This window comes from Ensifer sp. 38_S197, assembly GCF_056924495.1.
On the sequence record NZ_JBXOVZ010000002.1, the window covers coordinates 2091978 to 2116575 of the forward strand.

The 24598-nt window shown below is 62.9% G+C and carries 18 protein-coding genes; 8 read left to right on the top strand and 10 right to left on the bottom strand.

Going from position 1 to position 24598, the window contains the following annotated elements; genetic code table 11:
- Positions 1-47 precede the first annotated feature (47 nt).
- Both mprF and AC1Z3V_RS23245 read left to right on the top strand, forming a co-directional pair.
- The gene (gene mprF / locus AC1Z3V_RS23240) at positions 48-2657 is read left to right on the top strand and encodes a bifunctional lysylphosphatidylglycerol flippase/synthetase MprF (RefSeq protein ID WP_483501992.1); all 2610 of its coding nucleotides are present in this window, start codon (positions 48-50) and stop codon (positions 2655-2657) included.
- Entirely contained in the window at positions 2654-4039 is a 1386-nt protein-coding gene (locus AC1Z3V_RS23245; protein WP_483501994.1) for a virulence factor family protein, read from the top strand. The genes mprF and AC1Z3V_RS23245 overlap by 4 nt, the downstream gene beginning before the upstream one ends.
- A 150-nt stretch (positions 4040-4189) precedes the next feature.
- Here the strand turns inward: AC1Z3V_RS23245 and purN are convergent, their stop codons facing one another.
- Positions 4190-4858: a phosphoribosylglycinamide formyltransferase gene (gene purN, locus AC1Z3V_RS23250; protein WP_483501996.1), complete on the bottom strand. Its 669-nt coding sequence runs from the start codon at positions 4856-4858 to the stop codon at positions 4190-4192.
- Entirely contained in the window at positions 4855-5925 is a 1071-nt protein-coding gene (gene purM, locus AC1Z3V_RS23255; RefSeq protein ID WP_483501998.1) for a phosphoribosylformylglycinamidine cyclo-ligase, read from the bottom strand. Before purM ends, purN begins: the two co-directional genes overlap by 4 nt.
- Before the next feature lie 370 nt (positions 5926-6295).
- Here purM and AC1Z3V_RS23260 point away from each other — a divergent pair, with 370 nt between their 5' ends.
- From AC1Z3V_RS23260 to ppx, 4 genes are all read left to right on the top strand, one after another.
- Positions 6296-7417 carry an AI-2E family transporter gene (locus tag AC1Z3V_RS23260; RefSeq protein ID WP_429808541.1) on the top strand — a complete coding sequence of 374 codons (1122 nt, stop codon included), beginning with the start codon at positions 6296-6298 and terminating at the stop codon, positions 7415-7417.
- Positions 7418-7443: 26 nt separating this feature from the next.
- Positions 7444-8133, top strand: a complete 690-nt coding sequence (hdaA, locus tag AC1Z3V_RS23265; protein WP_483502000.1) for a DnaA regulatory inactivator HdaA — start codon at positions 7444-7446, stop codon at positions 8131-8133.
- A 64-nt stretch (positions 8134-8197) separates the two neighbouring features.
- Entirely contained in the window at positions 8198-10384 is a 2187-nt protein-coding gene (locus AC1Z3V_RS23270; protein ID WP_483504136.1) for an RNA degradosome polyphosphate kinase, read from the top strand.
- 11 nt (positions 10385-10395) lie between these two features.
- Positions 10396-11919, top strand: a complete 1524-nt coding sequence (gene ppx / locus AC1Z3V_RS23275) for an exopolyphosphatase (protein ID WP_429808547.1) — start codon at positions 10396-10398, stop codon at positions 11917-11919.
- Positions 11920-12088: 169 nt separating this feature from the next.
- On the opposite strand, the gene AC1Z3V_RS23280 is transcribed toward ppx, so the two are convergent.
- Positions 12089-13447, bottom strand: a complete 1359-nt coding sequence (locus AC1Z3V_RS23280; RefSeq protein WP_483502001.1) for an esterase-like activity of phytase family protein — start codon at positions 13445-13447, stop codon at positions 12089-12091.
- 201 nt (positions 13448-13648) lie between these two features.
- Positions 13649-14545, bottom strand: coding sequence for an AraC family ligand binding domain-containing protein (locus tag AC1Z3V_RS23285; protein ID WP_483502003.1), 897 nt, complete (start codon positions 14543-14545; stop codon positions 13649-13651).
- Between AC1Z3V_RS23285 and AC1Z3V_RS23290 the strand changes: the two genes are divergently transcribed.
- Entirely contained in the window at positions 14544-14951 is a 408-nt protein-coding gene (locus tag AC1Z3V_RS23290; RefSeq protein WP_483502004.1) for a DUF2000 family protein, read from the top strand. The two genes, AC1Z3V_RS23285 and AC1Z3V_RS23290, sit on opposite strands and share 2 nt — an antisense overlap.
- Positions 14952-14973: 22 nt before the next feature.
- Here AC1Z3V_RS23290 and AC1Z3V_RS23295 read toward each other — a convergent pair whose 3' ends face one another.
- The 4 genes from AC1Z3V_RS23295 to AC1Z3V_RS23310 form a co-directional block, all read right to left on the bottom strand.
- Positions 14974-16026 carry an adenylate/guanylate cyclase domain-containing protein gene (locus tag AC1Z3V_RS23295; protein WP_483502006.1) on the bottom strand — a complete coding sequence of 351 codons (1053 nt, stop codon included), beginning with the start codon at positions 16024-16026 and terminating at the stop codon, positions 14974-14976.
- Between the two features lie 165 nt (positions 16027-16191).
- A complete protein-coding gene (rnd, locus tag AC1Z3V_RS23300; protein WP_429808559.1) occupies positions 16192-17343 on the bottom strand; it encodes a ribonuclease D in 1152 nt (383 codons plus the stop codon).
- Positions 17344-17420: 77 nt separating this feature from the next.
- Positions 17421-18821 (bottom strand): multicopper oxidase domain-containing protein, encoded by a 1401-nt coding sequence (locus AC1Z3V_RS23305; protein ID WP_483502008.1) that lies wholly within the window; start codon positions 18819-18821, stop codon positions 17421-17423.
- 150 nt (positions 18822-18971) lie between these two features.
- A complete protein-coding gene (locus tag AC1Z3V_RS23310; RefSeq protein WP_483502009.1) occupies positions 18972-20213 on the bottom strand; it encodes an MFS transporter in 1242 nt (413 codons plus the stop codon).
- 321 nt (positions 20214-20534) lie between these two features.
- Here AC1Z3V_RS23310 and aspS point away from each other — a divergent pair, with 321 nt between their 5' ends.
- Complete coding sequence (gene aspS / locus AC1Z3V_RS23315) at positions 20535-22322, top strand: aspartate--tRNA ligase (RefSeq protein ID WP_429808568.1); 1788 nt, start codon at positions 20535-20537, stop codon at positions 22320-22322.
- Between the two features lie 175 nt (positions 22323-22497).
- Here the strand turns inward: aspS and groL are convergent, their stop codons facing one another.
- Complete coding sequence (gene groL / locus AC1Z3V_RS23320) at positions 22498-24123, bottom strand: chaperonin GroEL (protein ID WP_483502010.1); 1626 nt, start codon at positions 24121-24123, stop codon at positions 22498-22500.
- 112 nt (positions 24124-24235) lie between these two features.
- On the bottom strand, positions 24236-24469 hold the full coding sequence (locus AC1Z3V_RS23325) for a hypothetical protein (RefSeq protein WP_483502012.1): 234 nt from the start codon (positions 24467-24469) through the stop codon (positions 24236-24238).
- Positions 24470-24598: the final 129 nt, after the last annotated feature.

Consider the following 24598-nt stretch of genomic DNA (forward strand, 5'->3'; position numbering starts at 1 on the left):
CGGGTAGGCTAAAGCGCTGGTGTCCTCATCATTGACATGGGCGCTCCATGACATCCTCCCTTTCACAAAGCCCGACCGACGACGAACAACAGGCGGAGGGAGGCTGGCTCGCCTTCCTCCGCCGCAACCGTCGCTATCTTTCGGCCGCCGGCACGCTGTTCGTAATCGCCCTTTTCGGCGTCGCGATCTTTCACCTGACATCGGAAGTGCAGTACGACGAAGTCGTGCAGGCCTTGGCGGAGACGTCCTGGACGTCGGTCGCGGCAGCGGTATTCTTCACGGCCCTGAGTTTCCTGGCGCTGACCTTCTATGATGTCAGCGCGCTCGACTATGTCAGGCGGAAACTGCCCTATGCCGATGTGGCGCTGACGGCGGCTTGCGCCTATGCGGTCGGCAATACCGCGGGCTTCGGCGCATTGAGCGGTGGCGCAATCCGCTACCGGTCCTATTCCCGCCTCGGCGTCGAGCCGGAAAAGATTGCCCGGATCATCGCCTTTGTGACGCTCGCCTTCGGCCTCGGGCTTCTGACGGTGACCTGTCTCAGCCTGCTCGCCGTCGGCGAATATGTGGCGCCGATGACCGGGCTGGATCCCCTGTTGCTGCGCCTGATCGCCGTCGTCGTCCTCGGTGGATTGTTCACCGTGTTCTTCCTTGCGCGCAACGGACGCGAGGTCAGCCTTGGACGCATGACGCTGCGGCTGCCGGATTCGCGCACCGTCTCCCGCCAGTTCCTGGTGACGGCACTCGATCTCGCCGCTTCGGCGACCGTCCTCTACGTGCTCCTGCCGGACGGCACCATCGGCTGGCCGGCCTTCCTCGCGGTCTATTCGCTCGCCGTCGGCGTCGGTGTTCTTAGCCATGTTCCCGCCGGCCTTGGTGTCTTCGAGACGATCATCATCGCGACGCTCAGTCACAACACCGATGTCGACACCATTCTCGGCGCGCTGGTTCTCTATCGCGTGATCTATCACGTGCTGCCTCTGGTGATCGCGATTGCCGTCGTTATCGGCATCGAGCTCCGGCAGCTTTCCGGTCATCCGGTTGCCTCGAGCGTGCGGCGCATCGGCGGCCGTATGACGCCGTTGCTGCTTGCGACGCTCGGCATCGTGCTGGCGATCATGCTGGTGCTTTCGAGCGTGACGCCGACGCCGGACGAAAACCTGGCTTTTCTGGAAAGTCTGCTGCCCTTGCCGATCGTCGAGGGCGCCCATTTCCTCGCAAGCCTGCTCGGACTGGCGCTCGTCGTCGTCTCCCGTGGTCTTGCCCTGCGCCTTGATGGCTCCTGGTGGGCGTCCATCGCGATTGCGATGGCAGCGCTTTTGCTGTCACTCATCAAGGCGGTCGCGGTGGTGGAGGCGGGCATGCTTGCCTTCTTCCTCCTGGGATTGATTGTCAGCCGGCGCCTGTTCGTCCGTCCGGCATCGCTCTTCGGCCAGGCGCTCACCATACCCTGGCTGACGGCGCTTGGGGTTATCTGCCTGGGCGGACTCGTCGTGCTGCTCTTCGTCTACCGCGATGTCGAGTACAGCCATGAACTTTGGTGGCAGTTCGAATTTTCCGCCGAGGCTCCGCGCGGGCTTCGGGCACTCCTGGGGGTGACGATCGGTTCGAGCCTGCTTGCGATCTGGAGCCTGATGCGTCCGGCAACCGGGGCAGCTGAGCCCGCCTCTGACGATGCGATGGAGCGGGCATTGGCGATCGTCGAGGCACAGGACATGTCCGATGCCAATCTGGTGCGCATGGGCGACAAGAGCATCCTGTTTTCCGCCGATGGGCGCGCCTTCATCATGTACGGTCAGCGCGCCCGTTCCTGGATCGCGCTTTTCGATCCCGTCGGCCCGATCGATGCCTGGCCAGAGCTGATCTGGCAATTCATCGAAAAGGCGCGCGCCTCGGGGTGCCGGGCGGTTTTCTACCAGGTCTCACCCGACGGCCTAGCTTATTATGCCGATGCGGGGCTGCGTGCCTTCCGGCTCGGCGAACTGGCGCGCGTCGACCTCACCCGCTTCGAAATGAAGGGCGGCAAGTGGGCAAACCTGCGCCAGCAGGTCAGCCGTGCCCAGCGTGAAGGGCTCGAATTCCAGGTCGTACCGCCGGCAGAGGTGGCCGAGATCATGGACGACCTGACGGCGGTTTCCGATGCCTGGCTGGAACATCACAACGCCAAGGAAAAGGGCTTCTCGCTTGGTGCCTTCGACCCCGACTATCTGGCCCAGCAGCCCGTTGCGATCCTCACCTGTGGCGGACGCATCGTCGCCTTCGCCAACATCCTGGTGACGGGGACCAAGAAGGAGGGGACCGTCGATCTGATGCGTTTTGCGCCCGATGCGCCGAAAGGGGCGATGGATTTCCTCTTCGCTCAGGTCATGGAATATCTGAAGGCGGAGGGCTATCGCACCTTCAACCTCGGCATGGCGCCGCTATCGGGCATGTCGACGCGCCAGATCGCGCCGGTGTGGGACCGGGCCGGCCGCACCTTCTTCGAACACGGTGAGCGCTTCTACAACTTCAAGGGCCTACGTGCCTTCAAGTCGAAGTTTCATCCGCAGTGGCAACCGCGCTATCTTGTCGCCAGCGGCGGCATCAATCCGATCCTCGCCTTGATGGATGCGACATTCCTGATCGGCGGCGGTCTCAAGGGAGTGGTGAAGAAATGATCCGTGTTGCGAACGCCTGGAAATGCCTTGCCTCGGCGGCGCTGCTGCTTTCGGCTTCCATTCTTCCCGCTTCCGCAGAAGACGCGGCGAAGAGCTACGATACCGGGATGATCCCCTCGCCACGCATCATGCTGCCCAAGGAAAAGGCGGCCGCACTGGTGGTGCTGCTTTCGGATGCCGGTGGCTGGACGGACAAGGAGCAGGCGATCGCCGATACGCTCACCGGCGACAAGACCGTCGTCATCGGTATTGACCTCAAGGCCTATCTCGCGTCGCTTGCCAAGGACGACGGCGATTGCGTCTACATGGTCTCCGATATCGAGTCGCTCAGCCAACAGGTGCAGCGCGCAGTCGGCACCGACGCTTATCAGTTGCCCGTTGTCGCGGGCGTCGGCGCGGGCGGCGCGATGGCGCTTGCGATTGCCGCCCAGACCCCGCCGGCAACGATCGGTCAGACGCTGGCCGTCGACCCGGAGGAGGGGATCGCGCTCGAGAAGCAACTCTGCACACCGGCTGATAAGGTGCGGAAGGACGACCGGATGGTCTATGGGCTGACCGACGGCGCCTTGCCGGACCCGGTCTCCGTCGTCTTTTCTCCGGCAGCCTCCGCGGATGGCCGTGCGCATGTCGCGGCACTCGTTGCGAAACATCCGGACGTCGAGCAGGAAGACAGCGATGAGGACGCCTTCACGGCATTGTCCGATCACCTCACCGATCTGATCGACAGCCAGCGCGATGCCGGCAATCCATTTGGCCTGCCGCTGACCGTTCTCGACGCGAAGCCGACGCGAGATACGATGGCAGTGATCTACTCGGGCGACGGTGGCTGGCGCGACATCGACAAGGAGGTCGGCGACGTCCTCCAGCAGCAAGGCGTGCCCGTTGTCGGCTTCGATTCCCTGCATTACTTCTGGTCCGAGCGAGACCCGCAGGCGACCGCGGACGACCTTGCCAAGGTCATGAGCTACTATCGCAAGCACTGGAACGTCCGCAATGTGCTCCTGATCGGCTATTCCTTCGGTGCCGACGTTTTGCCGCGAACCTTCAACCTGCTGCCGTCAGGCGACAAGGCTCATGTCCGCCAGGTGACGCTGATGGCGCTCTCGCACATGGTCGACTACAAGGTCTCGGTGCTCGGTTGGCTGGGCGCGGAGGGCGATGGCAAGGGCGGCGATCCGCTCGATGATATCAAGCGCATCGATCCTACGCTCGTGCAATGCATCTACGGCACGGACGAAGACGACGATGCCTGCCCTGAATTGAAGGGGACCGGCGTCGATGTCATCGGCATCGATGGTGGCCACCACTTCGACGAGGATTATCCGGCACTGACGCGGCGGGTGCTCGATGCGCTCGATCGCCGGCTGGCGTCGGCGAAGTGAACTGACTTTGCGGCGTGGCGCCTGGCCCTGAAACGGTCAGGAGCAATGACGACGAAGGTGGAGATGCCCCTCTGCGCTGCCAGGGCATCTCCCCACAAGGGGGTAGCCAAGCTCGCTTGGACTGCTGTCGCTCACGACAGCCGCGGACGATCACGCCGCCGGCGAAATCAGCGTGCCCGTTGCCTCGCGAGCGCCATCGATCACCGCGCGGCCGCCTTCTATGCGCACCTTGCCCTCGGCCATCATTCGAAGCGCCATCGGATAGGTGCGGTGCTCGACGGTCAGCACCCGTGCAGCAAGGCTGTCGGACGTATCGCCGGGGAGAACCGGCACGACCGCCTGGGCGAGGATCGGGCCTTCGTCCATGCCTTCAGTGACGAAATGCACGGTGCAGCCGGCGACCTTCATGCCGGCGTCGATTGCGCGCTGGTGGGTATGCAAGCCCGGAAACAGCGGCAGCAGCGAGGGGTGGATGTTGAGGATCCGCCCTTCATGGCGCTGGATGAACGTCGCGGAAAGCAGCCGCATGTAGCCAGCCAGGCAGATGATGTCGGGCGACAGGCGATCGAGCTCGGCAAGGATCGCCGCCTCGTGCGCGTCCTTGCTGTCGAAATCCTTGCGCTGGAAGCTCCTCGTCGGAATGCCGAGCGCCGCCGCCTTGGCGAGCCCGCCGGCATCCGCCCTGTCGGCGATGACGGCAACGATCTCGGCCGGGAAGCCGGGCTCGGCCGTTGCCTTTGCGAGCGCCAGCATGTTGGAGCCGCCGCCCGAAATGAAGACGACGACCCGCTTCTTGCCTGACGTCACATCGCTCGTCATAGGGCGAGGCTGCCCTTGTAGATCGTGCCGGCAGCACCTTCGGCGCGCGCGACCATCCGGCCAAGGGTGAAGACGGTTTCGCCTTCGCCGGTCAGCACCGCCGAAACCTCTGCGGCCTTGTCAGCCGGAACGACGACGATCATGCCGACGCCGCAATTGAAGGTGCGCAGCATTTCATTGGCAGCAACGCCGCCGGTCTGTGCGAGCCAGGAGAATACCTTCGGCGCCTTGATTGCATCGAGGTCGATTTCGGCCGCCAGGTGCTTCGGCAGCACGCGCGGAATGTTCTCCGGGAAACCGCCGCCGGTGATGTGAGCGAGCGCCTTGATCGCGCCGGTCGCGCGGATTGCCTTCAGAAGCGGCTTCACATAGATACGCGTCGGCGTCATCAAGAGGTCGGCAAGCGTTCCTTCGCCGAATGGAGCAGGGGCGTCCCAGGCAAGGCCCGAGAGCGAAACGATCTTGCGTACCAGCGAATAGCCGTTGGAATGAACGCCCGACGAGGCGAGGCCGAGAATGACGTCGCCTTCGCCGATGTCGCCGGCGGGAAGCAACTGACCGCGTTCGGCAGCGCCGACGGCAAAGCCCGCAAGATCATAGTCGCCGCCGGAATACATGCCCGGCATTTCCGCGGTTTCGCCGCCGATGAGCGCACAGCCCGCTTCCCGGCAGCCGCTGGCAATGCCGGCGACGATGGCCGCACCCTGATCCGGGTCGAGCTTGCCGGTCGCGAAGTAATCGAGGAAGAACAGCGGTTCGGCGCCCTGGACCACCAGATCGTTGACGCACATGGCGACGAGGTCGATCCCGACGGTGTCGTGCTTGTTGGCGTCGATGGCAATCTTGAGCTTGGTGCCGACGCCGTCATTGGCGGCAACCAGAACCGGGTCGGTGAAGCCCGCAGCCTTGAGATCGAAGAGGCCACCGAAGCCGCCGATCTCACCGTCGGCACCAGGCCGCCTGGTCGAGCGCACATGCGGCTTGATCTTCTCGACCATCAGGTTGCCGGCGTCGATATCCACGCCCGCGTCGCTATAGGTGAGGCCGTTCTTTCCCGACTGGCTCATGCTCGTTCTCCAAGGCTCGTCGTGCGACAGGTAATTTGCGGATGCGATTGGCACGGCAGGCAGGGGAGTGCAAGCCGAGAGCTGTCGTCAACGGCGTTTTTTCAACATTTTGCCCATATCCCACGATGGAAGCGAGCGGGTATCGCTCCAAACCGCGCGCTCCCGCCCGGTTGGACTTGACCGGCGCCCGCGCCGCCCCCTATCTCCTTTGAAGGATTGTGATACGCGATCGGTGCGCGCGGCGCGCTAGAGCGGGATGAGAAGAAGTGCGTGCGGCTTTCCGCCCGCGTCCCGCTCTCACTTATGAGAAACGATCACGATGATTTTAGGCCGATCCGACCTAAAATCATCGTGATCTAAAGGGAGCATCATGGATATCAAGGTCAGCGGTTCCGGATTGCAGCGCCAGGTCATCTTCTGGCTGCTGGTGCTTGCCGCCTTCATTGCCTTCCTCATGGTTTTCAGCTCGATCCTGCTGCCGTTCCTTGCCGGCATGGCGCTTGCCTATTTCCTCGATCCGGTCGCCGACCGTCTCGAGCGGCTGGGCCTCAGCCGGCTGATGGCGACGGTCGTCATCCTGATCGGCTTCGTCGTCGTCTTCGTGCTTGCACTGATGATCATCATTCCCGTGGTCGTCAGTCAGGCTTCGGATTTCATTGCGAACATCCCGGGCTATGCCGCCAAGCTGCAGTTGCTCGTCAACGAAGCGCAGACACGGCTCATTCCGGATTGGCTGGCAAGCCAGATGCCGTCGCTCAAGCAAAGTTCCGGCAAGCTGCTGGAACAGGGGGCCGCCTTCCTGGGCACGCTCTTCCAGCAGCTCTGGAACTCCGGCGTGGCTTTGCTCGACGTCATCTCGCTGCTCGTCGTCACCCCCGTCGTCGCCTTCTACATTCTGCTCGACTGGGACCGGATGGTCGAGAAGGTCGATAGCTGGGTGCCGCGCGACCATGTGACGACGGTGCGCCAGATCGCCCGAGACATGAACATGACAATCGCCGGTTTCGTGCGCGGACAGGGTTCGCTCTGCGTCATTCTCGGCCTTTACTACGGCATCGGCCTGTCGCTCGTCGGCCTCAATTTCGGCCTGCTGATTGGCCTTTTCGCCGGCATGATCAGCTTCATTCCTTACGTCGGATCCATGGTCGGCCTCGTGCTCGCCGTCGGCGTCGCCCTGGTGCAGTTCTGGCCGGACTATCTCTGGATCGGCCTCGTGCTGGCAGTCTTCTTCAGCGGCCAGTTCATGGAGGGCAACATCCTCCAGCCGAAGCTGGTGGGCAAAAGCGTCGGCCTGCATCCGGTCTGGCTGATGTTCGCCCTGCTTGCCTTTGGCGCGCTGTTCGGCTTCGTCGGTCTGTTGGTGGCGGTGCCGGCGGCAGCGGCCATCGGCGTGCTTGTCCGCTTCGGCATCCAGCGGTACCTTGATAGCGACCTCTATCACGGGCACGGCAAGGCCGTGGAAAAGAAGGCGAAGAGCGACAAGGCCGCCTGATTTCCGACGATTGTCCCGAGTACAGCATGACAAAACGCCCATTCGAACAATTACCCCTGGCCTTCGGCCACGACCCGGCGACGGGCCGTGAGGATCTGCTCGTCTCCGACCGGCTGAGCGCGGCGATCGCCATCGTCGATCACTGGCCGGATTGGCCGTCACCGGTCGTCATCATCGCCGGGCCGGTTGGCTCCGGCAAATCGCATCTCGCCAGCATCTGGAAAGAACGGGCAGGAGCCGAGGTAATCCACCCGCTCGCCGGCTCCGATGCCGCGCTGATTGCGGCGGAAAAGCCTGTTCTCTTCGAGGACGCCGACCGGAACAGCTTCGACGACACCACCCTGTTTCACGTCATCAACAACGTACGCCAGCACGGCACCGGGCTCTTGATGACCACGCGGCTCTGGCCGATGTCCTGGCCGGTGACGCTGCCGGATCTGCGCTCGCGCCTGAAGGCGGCGACCGTCGTCGAGATCGGCGAGCCGGATGACGAGCTGCTGACGCAGGTGCTGATCAAGCTCTTCGCCGACCGTCAGCTCTTCGTCGACGAACGGCTCGTCGGCTACATCGTCCAGCGCATGGAGCGGTCGCTGGGAGCAGCGCAGACGATCGTCGAGCGGATCGATCATCTGGCGCTCTCGCGCGGCACGAAGCTCAGCCGAGCGCTCGCCTCCGAAGTTCTTGAAGAACTGGGGAATCAGCGGCGGTCCGATTGACTGTCACAGAACCGTCGTCAAACTGAGATAGCCGGTGCAACCGGAGCAATGGGATCGAATGAGCATGGATAACGCGGTATCGGCGGTGAACGAGAACCAGGCTGCGGCGGAGGAAGTTGATCTGCTGGCCAGCCCGCAGCGCTTCATCAACCGCGAATTCTCCTGGCTGCAGTTCAATCGTCGCGTGCTTGAAGAGACGCTGAACACGGCCCATCCGCTGCTGGAGCGTATTCGCTTCCTGTCCATCTCTGCCGCCAACCTCGACGAGTTCTTCATGGTGCGTGTCGCGGGCCTCGAAGGACAGGTCCGCCAGGGCCTCGCCATGCGTTCGCCTGACGGCAAGACACCGATCGAGCAGCTCGAAGACATTCTCAAGGAAATCGACAACCTGCAGATGGAGCAGCAGGCCTCGCTTGCCGTGCTGCAGCAGTATCTCGCCAAGGAGGACATCCTGATCGTGCGTCCGGCGTCGCTTTCGGCGCAGGACAAGAGCTGGCTCGCCAACGAATTCGATCAGTCGATCTTCCCGGTGCTGACGCCGCTCTCGATCGACCCGGCCCACCCGTTCCCGTTCATTCCGAACCTCGGCTTTTCGATGGGCCTGCAGCTCGTCAGCAAGACCGGCCGCGAGCCGATGACCGCGCTCCTGCGTTTGCCGGTGGCGCTCGATCGTTTCGTCCGGCTGCCTGACGTCAAGAACGTCATCCGCTACATCACGCTCGAGGATGTCGTCAGCCAGTTCATCGACCGGTTGTTCCCCGGCTACGAGGTGAAGGGTTCCGGTACGTTCCGCATCATTCGCGACAGTGATATCGAAGTGGAGGAAGAGGCCGAGGATCTGGTGCGCTTCTTCGAGACGGCGCTGAAGCGCCGTCGCCGTGGATCGGTGATCCGCATCGAGACCGATTCGGAGATGCCGGCATCGCTGCGCCAGTTCGTCGTGCAGGAACTCGGCGTTCCGGAAAACCGCATTGCCGTTCTGCCGGGGCTGTTGGCACTCAACACGCTCTCGGAGATCACCAAGGCGCCGCGCGACGACCTGCGCTTCGAGCCCTACAATCCGCGCTTTCCCGAGCGGGTGCGCGAACATGCCGGCGATTGCCTTGCGGCAATCCGCGAAAAGGACATGGTCGTCCACCACCCCTATGAATCCTTCGACGTCGTCGTGCAATTCTTGCTGCAGGCGGCGCGCGATCCTGATGTCGTCGCCATCAAGCAGACGCTCTACCGCACTTCGAATGACAGCCCGATCGTGCGTGCGTTGATCGACGCCGCCGAGGCCGGCAAGTCGGTGACCGCTCTCGTGGAGCTCAAGGCTCGCTTCGACGAGGAAGCCAATATCCGCTGGGCGCGCGACCTGGAACGCGCCGGCGTGCAGGTCGTCTTCGGCTTCATCGAACTGAAGACCCACGCCAAGATGTCGATGGTCGTGCGGCGCGAGGAGGGCAAGCTCAGGACCTATTGCCACCTCGGCACCGGCAATTATCACCCGGTGACGGCGAAGATCTACACGGACCTGTCGTTCTTCACCTGCAACCCGGTGATCGCCCACGACATGGCGAACATCTTCAACTTCATTACCGGCTATGGCGAGCCGGAGGCGGGCATGAAGCTGGCGGTCTCACCGCACACGCTACGCCCGCGTATTCTCAAGCACATCGATGAAGAGATCGAGCACGCCAAGGCCGGGCGCCCGGCGGCGATCTGGATGAAGATGAACTCGCTCGTCGATCCGGAAATCATCGACGCGCTCTACAAGGCGAGCCGCGCCGGCGTCGAGATCGACCTCGTGGTGCGCGGCATCTGCTGCCTGCGACCACAGGTTCCGGGGCTCTCCGACAACATCCGCGTCAAGTCCATCGTCGGCCGTTTCCTCGAGCATTCCCGCATATTCTGCTTTGGCAACGGTCACGGGCTTCCATCGGAAAATGCCCTTGTCTATATCGGCTCGGCGGATATGATGCCGCGCAATCTGGACCGGCGGGTCGAGACGCTCGTGCCTCTCATCAACCGGACTGTGCACGAACAGGTTCTGTCGCAGATCATGCTGGGCAATCTCATCGACAACCAGCAGAGCTACGAAATTCTTCCTGACGGCACCTCTCGCCGGATGGAAGTCGGCAAGGACGCCGAGCCTTTCAACGCACAGCACTATTTCATGACCAATCCCAGCCTCTCCGGCCGGGGCGAGGCCCTGAAGTCCAGCGCACCGAAGCTCATCGCCGGCTGGAAGAGCGGCTGGCACAAATAAACTGGAATTGCATGGTCGAATCTGAAGCGCAGGGGCGTCTGCCCGGCATCCGCCCGGTTTCCGTTATCGATATCGGTTCGAACTCCATCCGCCTTGTCGTCTACGAAGGCCTGAGCCGCTCGCCGGCCATGCTGTTCAACGAAAAGGTGATGTGCGGTCTCGGCAAGGGTATCGATGCCACCGGTCGCATGGACGAAGAAAGCGTCGAGCGTGCGCTGAAGGCGCTGCATCGTTTTCACGCGCTCTCGAAGCAGGCGCGTGCGACATCGATGTACGTGCTCGCCACCGCGGCCGCGCGCGAGGCCAGCAACGGCCCGGCTTTCATCGAAAAGGCGGAGGCCATCCTTGGTCATAAGGTCCGCATCCTCAGCGGCGAGGAGGAGGCCTACTATTCCGCGATGGGCATCGTCAGCGGCTATTACGATCCTGATGGCGTCGTTGGCGACCTTGGCGGCGGCTCCCTCGAACTCGTCGACGTCTCGGGCACGAAGATCGGCAAGGGCATCACCCTGCCGCTCGGCGGCATCCGCCTGTTCGAACACAGCAACGGCTCGTTGACGAAAGCGCGCACCTGGGTGCGCAAGTTCATGAAGAACTCGGCTGTCCTGAAGACCGGCACGGGGCGCACCTTCTATGCCGTCGGCGGCACCTGGCGCTCGATCGCCAAGCTGCACATGGAGATCCGCGATTATCCGCTGCACATGATGCAGGGCTACGAGATTTCCTTTGACGAGGCGATGGCGCTCCTGCCGGAGGTGATCGAGCCGAAGAACATCAAGCCCTCGGCCTATTCGACGATCTCGAAGAGCCGCCGAAGCCTTTTGCCCTTCGGGGCGATCGCCATGCAGGAAGCGCTCGCGATCATGGAGCCGGAGCGGATTTCGTTCTCGGCGCTCGGCGTGCGCGAAGGCTATCTGTTCTCGCTGCTGAAGCATGAGGAACGCGCCCAGGACCCATTGCTGACGGCGGCGAACGAGATCGCCATCCTGCGCGCCCGCTCGCCCGAGCACGCCCGCGAACTGGCCGACTGGACCGGCCGCATGGTGCCGTTCTTCGGGATCGAGGAAACGGAAGAGGAAAGCCGTTATCGTCAAGCCGCCTGCCTGCTCGCCGATATCAGCTGGCGCGCGCATCCGGATTATCGCGGCCTGCAGGCACTGAACATCATCGCTCACTCGACCTTTTCGGGGATTACCCATGCGGGCCGCGCTTATATCGCGCTCGCCAACTATTATCGCTTCGAAGGGTTGAACGACGACGGCGCCACGAACGCGCTCGCCGGTATCACCACGCCGCGCCTGCTGGAGCTGGCGAAGCTGCTCGGCGGCTTGCTGCGTGTCGCCTATCTCTTCTCGGCATCGATGCCTGGGATCGCGCGGAACCTGACGTTCCGCAAGTCGTCTCAGCCGGACGTGGATCTCGAAATCGTCGTTCCGGCCGCTTACTCGGAGTTTGCGGGCGAACGACTGGATGGGCGCCTGCAGCAACTTGGCAAGCTTACCGGCAAGCGGCTCGCTTTCCACTTCGAAAGCTGACGTCGAAGAAAATCCCCGGATGAAACGGGCAGGGCGCGCGAACGCTTCAGCGCCGCGCGTCCTGTCGGACGCGCAAAGGTCGCTGTAGCCGGCTGATTTACTGCATGTTTTTATCCTTAAATCGGCGAACGATTTAAGGAAACATGCAGTGTTCGCGCGCCCTTTTTGTTTATTCGGCCTTCAGGAAATCGCCGACTTCGAGCAGCACGAACTCGTTGTCATCGGCCTTGTCGAGTGAGCGGCCGGCCGAGAACGGCAGGTTGTTGTCGTTGCCGACGATGATGTGGGTCGCATCGACGCGGTCGACGTTTTCGATGGTGACGAAGGGCATGTCATAGAAGCCTTCGCCGCCACCCTGGCGCTTCTTGTTATCCGGATCGGCGATCTTCAGCAGGTCGATGTAGCCGATCTTGCGCACGGCCTTGCCGACATTGCTGTCGTCGAAGGCGATCTTGTAGATGCGCTTGACCCTGGAACCGGTGGCGAAGCAGTCCGGCTTGGGGTCCTTCGGATCGGCGCAGGCCTTGTCGACCGTGCCGGCGCCGTTATCGCGTTCGATCACCAGCGCGGTTCGGTCATCGAGCATGTTGAAATCGCCGATCGCCTCGCCGCCTTCAGCCAGCGGATAGAGCCAGCTACGGCCGGTCCAGGCTTTGCTTGCAACATCGAGTTCGATGATGCGAAGGGCCGGGCGGCCTTCGGCCTGCTCGACTGTTTCACTGTCCGTCCAGAGCGGGCCTTCGAGCAGGCCGTAGAGCTTGCTGCCGTCCTTGGAAAGGGCCATGCCCTCATAGCCGCCGGAGCGCTTCAGGTTGAAGGCGGGCGTCTTCTTCGACGGATCAGCCTGCAGCGCCAGCGTCGGATTGTCGGGCGACATGATCGGCTTGCCGTTAACGGTCGTTGGGATGACGTCCGTCAGCTTGCCGTCGAGATCGAACTTGAGGATGTAAGGCCCGAACTCCTCACCGACCCAGAAGCCGTCGGCGACCGGCTGGATCGATTCGACGTCGAAGTCGGCGCCGGTGAGATAGCGCTTGTCGGAGCCCTCCATGACGATCGGGAAGGGCGCCTTCTTGTCCGGGTCGGTGAGGAACACTGTCTTCAGCGCCTCGACCTTGCCGGCATCCCAGTCCATCTTCACATGGTGCAGCATCAGCATGGCATCGCTGGAGTTCATCTTGCTGCCGAAGCCATTGTCGGAGAGGCTCCAGAACGTGCCGTCTTCCATCGCCTTGATGCCGGAGAAGCCCTGCATCGGCTGGCCATCGAAGGGCAGCGACAGGCCGGTCGGACGAACGCCGTCCTTACCCGGAACGGTGCCCAGCGCCTCGGCGCGCTTGCGGTCCGGGGTGGTGAACTTGCCCGAGGTTTTCAGGTATTCAGGCGCGTCCGAGGGGGCCGCGATGATCGTGTTTGCCGGCAGGATCGCGTGACCCTTCAGGGTAGCGGTGAAGGACTTTTCCTCGGCCGAAGCGGCCATCGTCATCAAAAGAGAAAGAGCCGCGGTGGCGAGAAGCGTTTTCGTCATGAAAGTCACCATGGGTTGGAGCCTCCTGCATGTCTCCTCGCCCTCGATTTCAGGACAAAGGCATGCAGCCATTCAAAGTGCTACAGCGACCTTTGCGAGTCCGATCGGACGCGCGGGACTGTAGAAGGCAACCCGATAGGCGGCTTTGATGACGGTTGGGTGATGCTTGCTTTACAGGCCGATGAAGCTTTGGTGACAGGCTCAGCCGGCGACGGTAAGGCTTGACCAGCGCCCGGGCGTGATGCCGTAAGCTCGCTTGAAATGGCGGGTGAAATGCGCCTGGTCGGCGAAGCCGGTCTCGAGCGCCGCGCCTGCAAGGCTTTCGCCCCTGGCGATCATCTGCCGGGCGCGCTCCAGCCGGCGCATCAAGAGATAGCGGTGCGGGCTGGTGCCGAGAACCTTGCGAAATTGCCGGGCGAGCGTGAAGCGATCAAGTCCGCTGATCGCTTCGAGTTCCTGGGAACCGACGGGCCGTTCGAGGTTGGCGCGAAGGAATTCTGTTGCCTCGAGAACCGCGTGCCTGTCGGCCTTTCCCGGCTTGATGTCCTTGGCGCCGGCATGCCGATAGAGGCCCTCGGCAATCCGCACGAGGATGTCGTCGAGCGCCAGCTCGTCAATGCCATTGTCGAGGTCCATCAAGGCTTCCCCGACTGCCTGCCGCAAAGCCTCATCACCCACCACCGGTGCTGCGACAAAGGGCAGGGAGCGGCTCGTTTCGTCGAGCGCGGCAAGCAGCCTTTCCGGCTGCAGATACATCATCCTGTAGCGTAGCCCCATCTCCGTTCCCGCGCCGCCATCGTGGATCTCGTCCGGGTGGAGGATGATGATGCTGCCAGGTTTGCTGAAGCGGCTTTCGCCCCGGTACTGAAACGTCTGAACACCGCCGAGCGTGACGCCGATCGCATAGGTGTCGTGGCGGTGCGGCTCGAAGAATTTCCCGTGTAGCCGCGCTTCGATGCGCTCGATGCCTTCGACCACCGGAGCGACGCGGATGCCATCGCCCGGCGCGCCGCACAATCGTTCAAGATCGATCGCGGCATCCTCCGATAATGCGTCTTCCGGCACGCCCTGTCGGGCTGAAATGGAGATGACCTTCATGTTCGATACCAAATTTGCGATCGTATTGCGCGAGGACCTGGCAACCTGGCAGAAGCTGAACGTCACCGCCTTCCTCGCCACCGGTATTGCCGGGCAGAAGCCCGACATCATCGGCGAAGATTATCGCGACGGCGCCGGCAACGTCTACAACGCCTTGAGCGTTCAGCCGATCATCGTACTTGCCGCCGATGGGAAGACGCTCGGCAACATTCAACGCCGTGCGATCGAGAAAGACGTCCGGGCGTCGATCTATGTCGATGCAATGTTCGCCACCGGTCACGACAGCGCCAACCGCGCAGTCTTCGCACAGACCAGCCCGGATGATGCCGCCGTTGCCGGCATCGCGATCCACGCGGACAAGAAGCTGGTCGACAAGATCACCAAGGGCGCAAAGCTGCACGGCTGAAGCGGCTGCCGCCCGATGATGACTATTCCGCCGCACTGGGGGCGAGGGCAGGCGTCGAGCCTCCGGCACGCAGCGCCAGCACGCCGAGCTTCTGCCCGCGTCCCTTGACGGCGTGCTCGCCGAGATCTTCGACGCGGACGTAATGCGGCAGACGCATCTTGCGGGCGAGATCGGTGGAGATCAGCACCTGGTGGCCGAGCGTCTTGCAGAAGCCTTCCAACCGGGCGGTGGTGTTCACCGTGTCGCCGAAATAGGTGATCTTGTGCCGATCGAGGCCGATTTCGGCGGCGACGATGGTGCCGCCATGAAGCGCCGCGCGCAGGCGCGGGACTTCGCCGAATTCCTTCTGCCAGCGGTGCGCGTCCGCATCGATGATTTCCAGAATGTCGAAGACGCAATGGATGCAGGCCGCGTTGTTGGTGGCGCGGTCGAAAGGCCAGGTGATGACGGCGGCGTCACCCACATAGTCGTCGATCGACCCGCGATAGCGCAGCACGGGGTCGGCAATCGTCGCAAAGAGCTTGCCGAGATATTCCTGCATCCTGAGGTCGCCGTAGCGTTCGGCATAGGAGGTCGATCCGGCGAGGTCGATGAACAGGAAGACGCGCTCCTCCTGGATCGGTCTGCGGTAACGCCCCGTCAGGAGGCTCAGGAACACGTCGCGTCCAAGAAGTTCGCGGACCCGGAGGATGAAGATGAGCGAGCCCGAGATCGTCAGCGCATAGAGCAGCACCGTCTTGGAGGGCATCATCGCCTCCATCCAGTAGACGTCTCCGAAAGCGCCGCTTGTCTGCATGATCAGACCGGCGGCCGCGTAGCCGACGTCCAGAAGCACAAAGTAGATCGCAAGCGAGGCGGCGAAAAACATCGGTGTCGAGAAGGCGTGAATTCGTCGGTTGAGGCGTCGGAAAATGATGCGCCGCTCGAACGCAATGATCGGAATGCACATGAACAGCGCATAGGTCGCGCCGATCAGCGCGCCTGTGCCATAGGCAATCCAGGCGTAGACTGCGCCGGCGGCCGCAACCACCAGGAGCAGGAGCAGTCCTTCGAAAGTGGAGAAACGCCAACGCATGCGGAAAGCCCTGGTACCGGAAGAAGCGGCATCCGTGTCGGCCGGCCCGGTTAACCGCGCCGGCTCCACGCCCTGTCACCTCGTTTGAGACGATGGTGATTCTGTTCCGCCGGGCTTTCGGCTAGAGCCGGATTCGGGCGGAAACTTGGCTCCGCCCTTGCAGGCTCAGCCGCTGAGCTCCACCGTCTCGATCTTCTTGTCGACGAAACGAAGAGCCACTTCGCCATTGATGAGCTTCAGCGCGGTTTCCCCGAAGAGTTCGCGCCGCCAGCCCTTGAGCGCGCCGACATCGGCCTTCTCGCCTTCGGCGGCGATCTTGTCGAGATCGTCGCTGTTGGCGATGATCTTCGCGGCCACGCCCTGCTTTTCGGCGATGAGCTTCAATAGCACCTTCAGCATTTCGCCTGCGGCAGCGGCACCTTCCGGCGTATGGCTTTGACGCGGCAGTTTCGGCAGATCGGCCTTGGGAATCGCGAGCGCCTCATTGACCGCTTCGATGACCGCCGTTCCGGCGCTGGAGCGTTCCCAGCCCTTGGGAATGGTCCTGAGCCGTGCCAGGGCTTCCGCGTCCTTCGGCTGCTGCTGGGCGATCTCGTAGATGGCGTCGTCCTTCAGGATGCGGCCACGCGGCACGTTGCGGGCGCGTGCCTCGCGTTCGCGCCAGGCGGCGACGGTCTTGAGCGTGGCGAGTTCGATCGGTTTCTTGACGCGCATCTTCAGACGCTGCCAGGCGTCGTCCGGATGCAGGTCGTAGGTGTCGCGCGCCTCGAGGATCGCCATCTCCTCGGTCAGCCACAGCGAGCGCCCCTCGCGCTCCAGTTCGGCGGCCAGGTACTGGTAAATGTCGCGCAGATGCGTGACGTCGGCCAGCGCATAGTCGAGCTGCTTGTCGGTCAGCGGCCGGCGGCTCCAGTCGGTAAAGCGCGAAGACTTGTCGATCTGGGTGCCGGTAACGCGGTTGACGAGCTGGTCATAGGAGACGCTGTCGCCGAACCCGCAAACCATGGCCGCGACCTGCGTGTCGAAGATCGGGTGCGGAATGAGGTTGCCGAGATGGAAAATGATCTCGATGTCCTGACGCGCGGCATGGAATACCTTGATGACTTCAGGGTTGGCCATCAGCGCGAAGAAGGGCGACAGATCAATGCCTTTGGCCATCGGGTCGACGATGACGGCGAGATCCGGGCTCGCCATCTGGATCAGGCAGAGCTCTGGCCAGAAGGTTGTCTCGCGCAGGAATTCAGTATCGATCGTAATATAATTTGAGCGGGCCAGTTGTTGGCACGCCGCCTCAAGGTCTGCGGTTGTTTCAATCATCAGATTTAAATCACTATGGCAAAAATGCGGCTTACATTTTCGTGTAGCCCGTCGCGCCATCTGTCACAATCGAAATCTCAGACGATCTTGAAATAACCCGTCATGCCGGTCTTCTGGTGCTCGATGATGTGGCAATGAATGACCCAGTCGCCCGGATTGTCGGCCACCAGCGCCAGTTCCGCCTGTTCGTCGGGCAAAAGCAGGATCGTATCGGTCGGCGGCGGCAGGAATGTCCGCTTGTTGGAATTGAGGATGCGGAAGCTCAAGCCGTGCAGATGGATCGGATGCGCGTGCGGCGTTCGGTTGGCTACCTGCAGGACATAGCTCTTGCCGAGCTTCATCTCCTCGATCGGTGCGATCGGATCCGGGGTGTCGCCTGGCCACGGCACCTTGTTGATCGCCCAGAACGTATAGCCGAGCGAGCCGCAGATAGAAGGGGCAGCCTTATGCTCGGCCGTTGCCGTCAGTTCGATCGGCACGCGGGTCGCGGTGGAAAGGTCCGCCTCGGAGATCGGGTTGGCGGGCAGGGGGGCGACATCGCGGAGGTCGCGTTTCAGCGAAGAGCCGGTCGCACGGAAACGCGCGATGGTCCAGGGGTTCGATCCGCGGAAATTGCCGAGCACGGCCGTCTGCCCCTCTTCATCGGGCATGCGCACGACAAGATCGACGCGCTGGCCGGGGCCGAAGTCGTAGCGATCGAGCGCGAAAGGCTTGTCGACCGGATTGCCGTCGAGCGCGATTACCATCGCCCCGGCGCCATCGAGGCCGATCGTATAGATGCGCGTGACGTCGGTGGCGGCGATGCGCACGCGCACCAGCCCGCCGGCCGGCGCATCATAGGTCGGTTCCTGCTGCCAATTGGCTGTGCGCACCGTGCCGTAGGTGCCGCCGCGTGCGGCGTCGCGCGGCTTGAACGGATCGATGAAGGCGCCGCCTGTGCCGAGCCGCCAGTCGCGCAGGTTGAGCACGATCTCGGCATCGAACGCCGGATCCTCCGGGTTCTCGACGACGATCACGCCGGTCAGGCCGGCGCCCATCTGCGTCAGGGTATTGCAGTGCGGGTGGTACCAGAAGGTGCCGGCATCCGGCGGCGTGATGAGATAGTCGAAGCGATCGCCCGGATAGACATAGGGCTGCGTCAGCTCGGGCACGCCGTCCATGGCGTTGGCGATGCGAAGACCGTGCCAGTGCACCGTCGTCGGCTCGTCCAGCCGGTTGAGGAGGCGGGCGGCGTAGGGCTCGCCCTTGCGCATGCGCAGGACCGGGGGCATGCCGCCGCTCTCGGCCTCTCCCAATCCGTAGGTCATTACTTTCGGTGTGATGCCGTCGGTGGCGATCTGCGCTTTGGTAAACTGCGCCGTCAGGATCTGCGGATCGCGGGCGGTGCCGGCGCGTGCCGCCATGCCGGCGCCGAGCGCAAAGGCGCCTCCGAGGGCGGCGGAACCTTGAAGGAAGGTGCGGCGACTGATGGCGGGCATTCAGGCAATCTCGGCAACTGGTTAGATCACGTTAGAGCGGGATGCAGGCGGAAAACCGCAAACACTTTTCCTCATCCCGCTCTGGCGTCGGTTCTAAACCTGATCGCCGCATTCAGCAATTAGCCGGACTGCGCGCATCTTGCCGCAGGGTCAGCCGTCCTTGCGCCTGTGGTTGTTGCCGGCGGCAAGCTTGTTGAAGAAAGACGAGGTGCGCAGGAGGTTGCGGAACGGCATGGCGCGCGCTTCCGCAGGTACCGGCCCGCGCGCCGTCATGCGCTGCAGCGTGTAGAGCATGAACAGGAAGAGGACGGCGGCCGTGTAGATGAAGAGCGCCTGAGGCCCGAAGATCTCGAGCAGAAACGACGCAAAGAGCGGCCCGATGATCGCGCCGAGCGACCAGAAGAACAGCATGCCTGCCGAAACCAGTGCATGTTGGCCCTCTGCGGCATGGTCGTTGGCGTGGGCCGAGCAGAGCGAATAGAGCGGCATTGCAAAGGCGCCGAACAGGAAGATGCCGGCAAAGTTCAGCCACTCGTCGTTGCCGGCGCCGAACGCCAGGAACAGGCCGGCCAGCAGCGAACCGAAGGTGGCGATCAGGATGATCAGCCGGCGGTCGAGCCGGTCGGAATAGTGGCCAAGCGGATATTGCAGCACGACGCCGCCGATGATGCCGGCGCTCATGAAGGTGGCGATGGCCGTCACGGAGAGGCCGATGCCTTGGCCATAGATCGGGCCGAGAGAGCGAAAGGCGGCGTTGGTCAGGCCGACGACGATGCAGCCGATGGTCGCGAGCGGCGAGATGTTCCAGAGCGCTTTCACATCGAAGCGGATGGCTTCCGGGGCCACGGGGCTCGACCGATCGGCGAAGGAGATCGGGACCAGCGACAGCGTCAGCGCCATGGAGATGATGGCGAAGAGTTCGAAGCCCTCGAGGCCGATGCCGGGGATGACATATTGGGCTGCCGTCACCGATCCGAGATCGACGAGGCGGTAGACCGAAAGGGTGCGCGCCCGGTTGGCGTTGGTGACGCTGGCATTCAGCCAGCTTTCGACGGTCGCGAACAGGCAGGCAAAACAGATGCCGGCAAGCAGTCGCATCAGGAACCACATCAGCGGATTGATGACGAGCACCATGCAGATCGCCGCGGCCGATGCGATCGCAGCCATTGCCGAGAAGGTGCGGATGTGGCCGATGGCGCGCAGGATGCGCGTGACATAGACGCAGCCGAGCGCGAAGCCGATATTGTAGCCGGCGCCGATCACGCCGATCAGGGATGTCGAAAACCCCTCTTCCAATGCACGAAGCGAGATGAAGGTGCCCTGCAGGCCATTGCCGCCGATGAGGATGCCTGCGGTAACGAGAAGGGGGATGAGCGGGCGAATCTGAGACATGGGGCAGGCGACATCCGGAAATCGGCCGCGACTCGAGGGATCGTTGCGGGCCTCAAATGTGTAGCCCCGCATTCTGCTGCCGGACAGCCCCGAATTGTGACGATTGCCATTCTTTTCGCGGCATTTCGGCGGGCTCTTGTTCGAGCACGGCCTTGGACTGGCCGCTTCCTTCGTCTACAACGCGCCTCCATCGGGGGCGGCAGCGGTCGCGCGGCTTGACAAAGGCCGCGCATCATGCGCTTTTCCGCCCGATTTTGACCATGTTGCCGCGCGCCGTGTCCCACGAGCCTGCGCGGCTCTTTGCAATTCCGGGATAAGACGATGCATCGTTACCGCAGCCACACCTGTGCCGCCCTCCGCAAGTCGGACGTCGGCTCCACCGTTCGCCTCTCCGGCTGGGTCCACCGCGTCCGCGATCATGGCGGCGTGCTGTTCATCGACCTGCGCGACCATTACGGCATGACCCAGGTCGTCGCCGATCCGGATAGCCCGGCGTTCAAGATCGCAGAGACGGTGCGCGGCGAATGGGTGATCCGTATCGATGGCGTCGTCAAGGCGCGCACCGACGATACCGTCAACAAGGGCATGCCGACCGGCGAGATCGAGCTCTATGCCAAGGAGATCGAGGTTCTCTCGGCCGCCAAGGAACTGCCGCTGCCGGTGTTCGGCGAGCCTGACTACCCGGAAGACGTGCGCCTGAAGTATCGCTTCCTCGATCTGCGCCGCGACACGCTGCACAAGAACATCGTCAAGCGCACGCAGATCATTTCGTCGATGCGCCGCCACATGGGCGAAGTCGGCTTCACGGAATACACGACCCCGATCCTGACGGCATCGTCGCCGGAAGGCGCGCGTGACTTCCTGGTACCGTCACGTATCCACCCCGGCAACTTCTACGCCCTGCCGCAGGCGCCGCAGCAGTACAAGCAGCTCTTGATGGTTGCCGGCTTCGACCGGTACTTCCAGATCGCACCGTGCTTCCGCGACGAAGACCCGCGCGCCGACCGTCTGCCGGGCGAGTTCTACCAGCTCGACCTCGAAATGAGCTTCGTCGAGCAGGAAGACGTCTGGTCGACCATGGAACCGGTGATCCGCGAGATCTTCGTCGAGTTCGCCGAAGGCAAGCCGGTGACCGAGACTTTCCCGCGCATCCCCTATGACACGGCGATCCGCAAGTATGGCTCCGACAAGCCGGACCTGCGCAACCCGATCGAGATGCAGGCGGTCACCGAGCACTTTGCCGGCTCCGGCTTCAAGGTCTTCGCCAACATGATCGCGTCGAACCCGAAGGTCGAAGTCTGGGCGATCCCGGCCAAGACCGGTGGCTCGCGCGCCTTCTGCGACCGCATGAACGCCTGGGCGCAAAGCCAGGGCCAGCCCGGCCTCGGCTACATCTTCTGGCGCAAGGAAGGCGAAAAGCTCGAAGGCGCCGGCCCGCTCGCCAAGAACATCGGCGAGGAGCGCACGGACGCGATCCGCACGCAGCTCGGCCTCGACGACGGCGACGCCTGTTTCTTTGTCGCCGGCGATCCCGCTAAGTTTTACAAATTTGCCGGCGAAGCCCGCACCCGCGCCGGCGAGGAACTCAACCTCGTCGACCGTGACCGCTACGAATTCTGCTGGATCGTCGATTTCCCGTTCTACGAATGGCTGGAAGACGAGAAGAAGATCGACTTCGCCCACAACCCCTTCTCGATGCCGCAGGGCGGCCTGGAAGCGCTCAACGGCGAAGACCCGCTGTCGATCAAGGCCTACCAGTACGACATGGTCTGCAACGGCTTCGAAATCGCCTCGGGCTCGATTCGTAACCAGCTTCCGGAAGTCATGGTCAAGGCATTCGAACTGACCGGCAAGTCGCAGCAGGAAGTCGAAGAGCAGTTCGGCGGCCTCTACCGCGCCTTCCAGTACGGCGCACCGCCGCATGGCGGTATGGCCTTCGGTATCGACCGCATCGTCATGCTCTTGGTCGGCGCCAAGAACCTGCGCGAGATCTCGCTGTTCCCGATGAACCAGCAGGCTGTCGACCTCTTGATGGGCGCGCCGTCGGCCGCAACCCCGGCACAGCTGCGCGAACTGGCGATCCGCCCGATCCCGCAGAAGAAGGACTGAGGTCGAGCAGATCTCGCAAAAAGAAAAGCCCGGCGGTCGTCTCGCCGGGCTTTTTCGTTTGATACGTCCCACCCGTCTCAGCGCCTGCCGTAGGCACTGTCGCGAACGTCACGCGTTAACTGCCCCTGTCCGCAAAGGTCGCGTTCGTCATGCAACGATGAGCTTCTGGCGTCCGTCAGAAGTCCATGCCGGGACCGGGCGTCGGCGCGGGTCCATTCTTCTTCGGTTTTTCCGCGACCATGGCCTCGGTCGTCACCAAGAGACCGGCGATGGAAGCCGCATCCTGCAGCGCCGCACGCACCACCTTGGCGGGGTCGATGACCCCCATGCGGAAGAGGTCGCCATATTCGCCGGTCTGGGCGTTCCAGCCGTGGGCGAAGTCACTCCTTTCTCGGAGCTTTCCGACGATCACGGAGCCTTCGGCACCGGCATTCTCGGCAATCTGGCGAACGGGCATCTCGACTGCCCGCCGAACGATCTCGACGCCCACGCGTTGATCGTCATTGCCGGCCTTGAGCCCGTCGAGTGCGTGCGCGACCCTGAGCAGCGCGACGCCGCCGCCGGGCAGAATACCTTCCTCTACCGCGGCTCGCGTCGCATGCAGGGCGTCGTCGACGCGATCCTTCTTCTCCTTCACTTCGACTTCGGTCGAGCCGCCAACCCGGATCACCGCGACGCCGCCGGCGAGTTTGGCGAGCCGTTCCTGCAGCTTTTCCCGATCGTAGTCGGACGTCGTTTCCTCGATCTGTGCCTTGATCTGGCTGACACGTCCGCCGATATCCGCCTTCGTTCCGGCGCCATCGACGATCGTGGTGTTTTCCTTCTCGACCATCACCCGCTTGGCGCGCCCGAGCGTGTCCAGCGTCACGTTTTCAAGCTTTATGCCGAGATCCTCGGAAATGACCGTGCCGCCCGTCAGGATGGCGATGTCCTCGAGGATCGCCTTGCGCCGATCTCCGAAGCCGGGGGCTTTGACGGCCGCGATCTTGAGACCACCGCGCAGTTTGTTGACGACGAGCGTGGCAAGCGCTTCGCCCTCCACATCCTCGGCGATGATCAGCAAGGGATGGCTCGCCTGGATCACGGATTCGAGGATCGGGATCATGGCCTGCAGGTTAGAGAGCTTCTTCTCGTGAATGAGAATATACGGGTCTTCAAATTCGACGCGCATCTTCTCCTGGTCGGTAATGAAGTAGGGGGAAAGGTAGCCGCGGTCGAACTGCATACCCTCGACGATCTCAAGTTCGATCTCGGCGGTCTTGGCTTCCTCGACGGTGATCACGCCCTCGTTGCCGACGCGCTCCATCGCTTTTGCCAGATAGTTGCCGATTTCCTTGTCGCCGTTCGCCGAGATCGTGCCGACCTGGGCGATTTCCTCGTTGTTGGAAATCTTTCGGGCATGGGTCTTCAATTGCGCAACGATCGTTTCGACGGCGAGATCGATGCCGCGCTTGAGGTCCATCGGGTTCATGCCCGATGCGATCGCCTTGACGCCTTCCCGGACAATGGCTTGAGCGAGCACGGTGGCCGTCGTCGTTCCGTCGCCGGCGACGTCGCTGGTGCGTGACGCCACTTCACGCAGCATCTGCGCGCCCATATTCTCGAATTTGTCTTCGAGTTCGATCTCCTTGGCAACCGAGACGCCGTCCTTGGTGACGCGTGGCGCGCCAAAGGCCTTGTCGATCACTACGTTCCGCCCCTTCGGGCCGAGCGTCACCTTCACGGCATCGGCGAGGATATCGACACCACGCAGCATACGGTCGCGGGCATCGCTGCTGAACTTGACTTCCTTGGCTGCCATTGTTGACCTCCCTCAACACCAAACACGTAGCCTCATGCTCCCGCCGCCCGCCGCGCGGGGGACAACCCTGCATGCAATCGAAAACCTTCAGCGCGCCTCGCTGCCTGTTCGGCTACGTCGCGAAGTCCCGTTCCTCGTCATTGTCCGGCGTCAGGATATCGATCAATGCCGCAACCCGGCCAGCCGGCAGGTGGCGGCCTTCGCCAATCAGCGCCTCGTCGTTGTTGACCCAGGCAATGGCCTCGGCGAGTTCGGCCGCCGTCGCGCCGGTCGCAAGCAACTCGGCCATCAGCGTCTCGTCGACCGGGCCAAGGATAGCGGTAATATCCGCATGCTTCAGTCCCATGGGCTCCTCCTTCCGTTTTATCGGTCAGGAATGCGGGGACCTCGGATCCCCGCCCAAAGTAAATAGGCCGAGGTCTGACGGCATCAAGCGCTGATCATATCATGGAAGCCAAGGGGGCAAAAAACCGCG

What these genes read in the sequence shown, in the direction of transcription:
- mprF (WP_483501992.1), top strand. Translation starts at nt 48, where the DNA reads ATGACATCCTCCCTTTCACAAAGCCCGACCGACGACGAACAACAGGCG.
- AC1Z3V_RS23245 (WP_483501994.1), top strand. Translation starts at nt 2,654, where the DNA reads ATGATCCGTGTTGCGAACGCCTGGAAATGCCTTGCCTCGGCGGCGCTG.
- purN (WP_483501996.1), bottom strand. Translation starts at nt 4,858, where the DNA reads ATGACGAGCGATGTGACGTCAGGCAAGAAGCGGGTCGTCGTCTTCATT.
- purM (WP_483501998.1), bottom strand. Translation starts at nt 5,925, where the DNA reads ATGAGCCAGTCGGGAAAGAACGGCCTCACCTATAGCGACGCGGGCGTG.
- AC1Z3V_RS23260 (WP_429808541.1), top strand. Translation starts at nt 6,296, where the DNA reads ATGGATATCAAGGTCAGCGGTTCCGGATTGCAGCGCCAGGTCATCTTC.
- hdaA (WP_483502000.1), top strand. Translation starts at nt 7,444, where the DNA reads ATGACAAAACGCCCATTCGAACAATTACCCCTGGCCTTCGGCCACGAC.
- AC1Z3V_RS23270 (WP_483504136.1), top strand. Translation starts at nt 8,198, where the DNA reads ATGGATAACGCGGTATCGGCGGTGAACGAGAACCAGGCTGCGGCGGAG.
- ppx (WP_429808547.1), top strand. Translation starts at nt 10,396, where the DNA reads ATGGTCGAATCTGAAGCGCAGGGGCGTCTGCCCGGCATCCGCCCGGTT.
- AC1Z3V_RS23280 (WP_483502001.1), bottom strand. Translation starts at nt 13,447, where the DNA reads ATGACGAAAACGCTTCTCGCCACCGCGGCTCTTTCTCTTTTGATGACG.
- AC1Z3V_RS23290 (WP_483502004.1), top strand. Translation starts at nt 14,544, where the DNA reads ATGTTCGATACCAAATTTGCGATCGTATTGCGCGAGGACCTGGCAACC.
- AC1Z3V_RS23285 (WP_483502003.1), bottom strand. Translation starts at nt 14,545, where the DNA reads ATGAAGGTCATCTCCATTTCAGCCCGACAGGGCGTGCCGGAAGACGCA.
- AC1Z3V_RS23295 (WP_483502006.1), bottom strand. Translation starts at nt 16,026, where the DNA reads ATGCGTTGGCGTTTCTCCACTTTCGAAGGACTGCTCCTGCTCCTGGTG.
- rnd (WP_429808559.1), bottom strand. Translation starts at nt 17,343, where the DNA reads ATGATTGAAACAACCGCAGACCTTGAGGCGGCGTGCCAACAACTGGCC.
- AC1Z3V_RS23305 (WP_483502008.1), bottom strand. Translation starts at nt 18,821, where the DNA reads ATGCCCGCCATCAGTCGCCGCACCTTCCTTCAAGGTTCCGCCGCCCTC.
- AC1Z3V_RS23310 (WP_483502009.1), bottom strand. Translation starts at nt 20,213, where the DNA reads ATGTCTCAGATTCGCCCGCTCATCCCCCTTCTCGTTACCGCAGGCATC.
- aspS (WP_429808568.1), top strand. Translation starts at nt 20,535, where the DNA reads ATGCATCGTTACCGCAGCCACACCTGTGCCGCCCTCCGCAAGTCGGAC.
- groL (WP_483502010.1), bottom strand. Translation starts at nt 24,123, where the DNA reads ATGGCAGCCAAGGAAGTCAAGTTCAGCAGCGATGCCCGCGACCGTATG.
- AC1Z3V_RS23325 (WP_483502012.1), bottom strand. Translation starts at nt 24,469, where the DNA reads ATGGGACTGAAGCATGCGGATATTACCGCTATCCTTGGCCCGGTCGAC.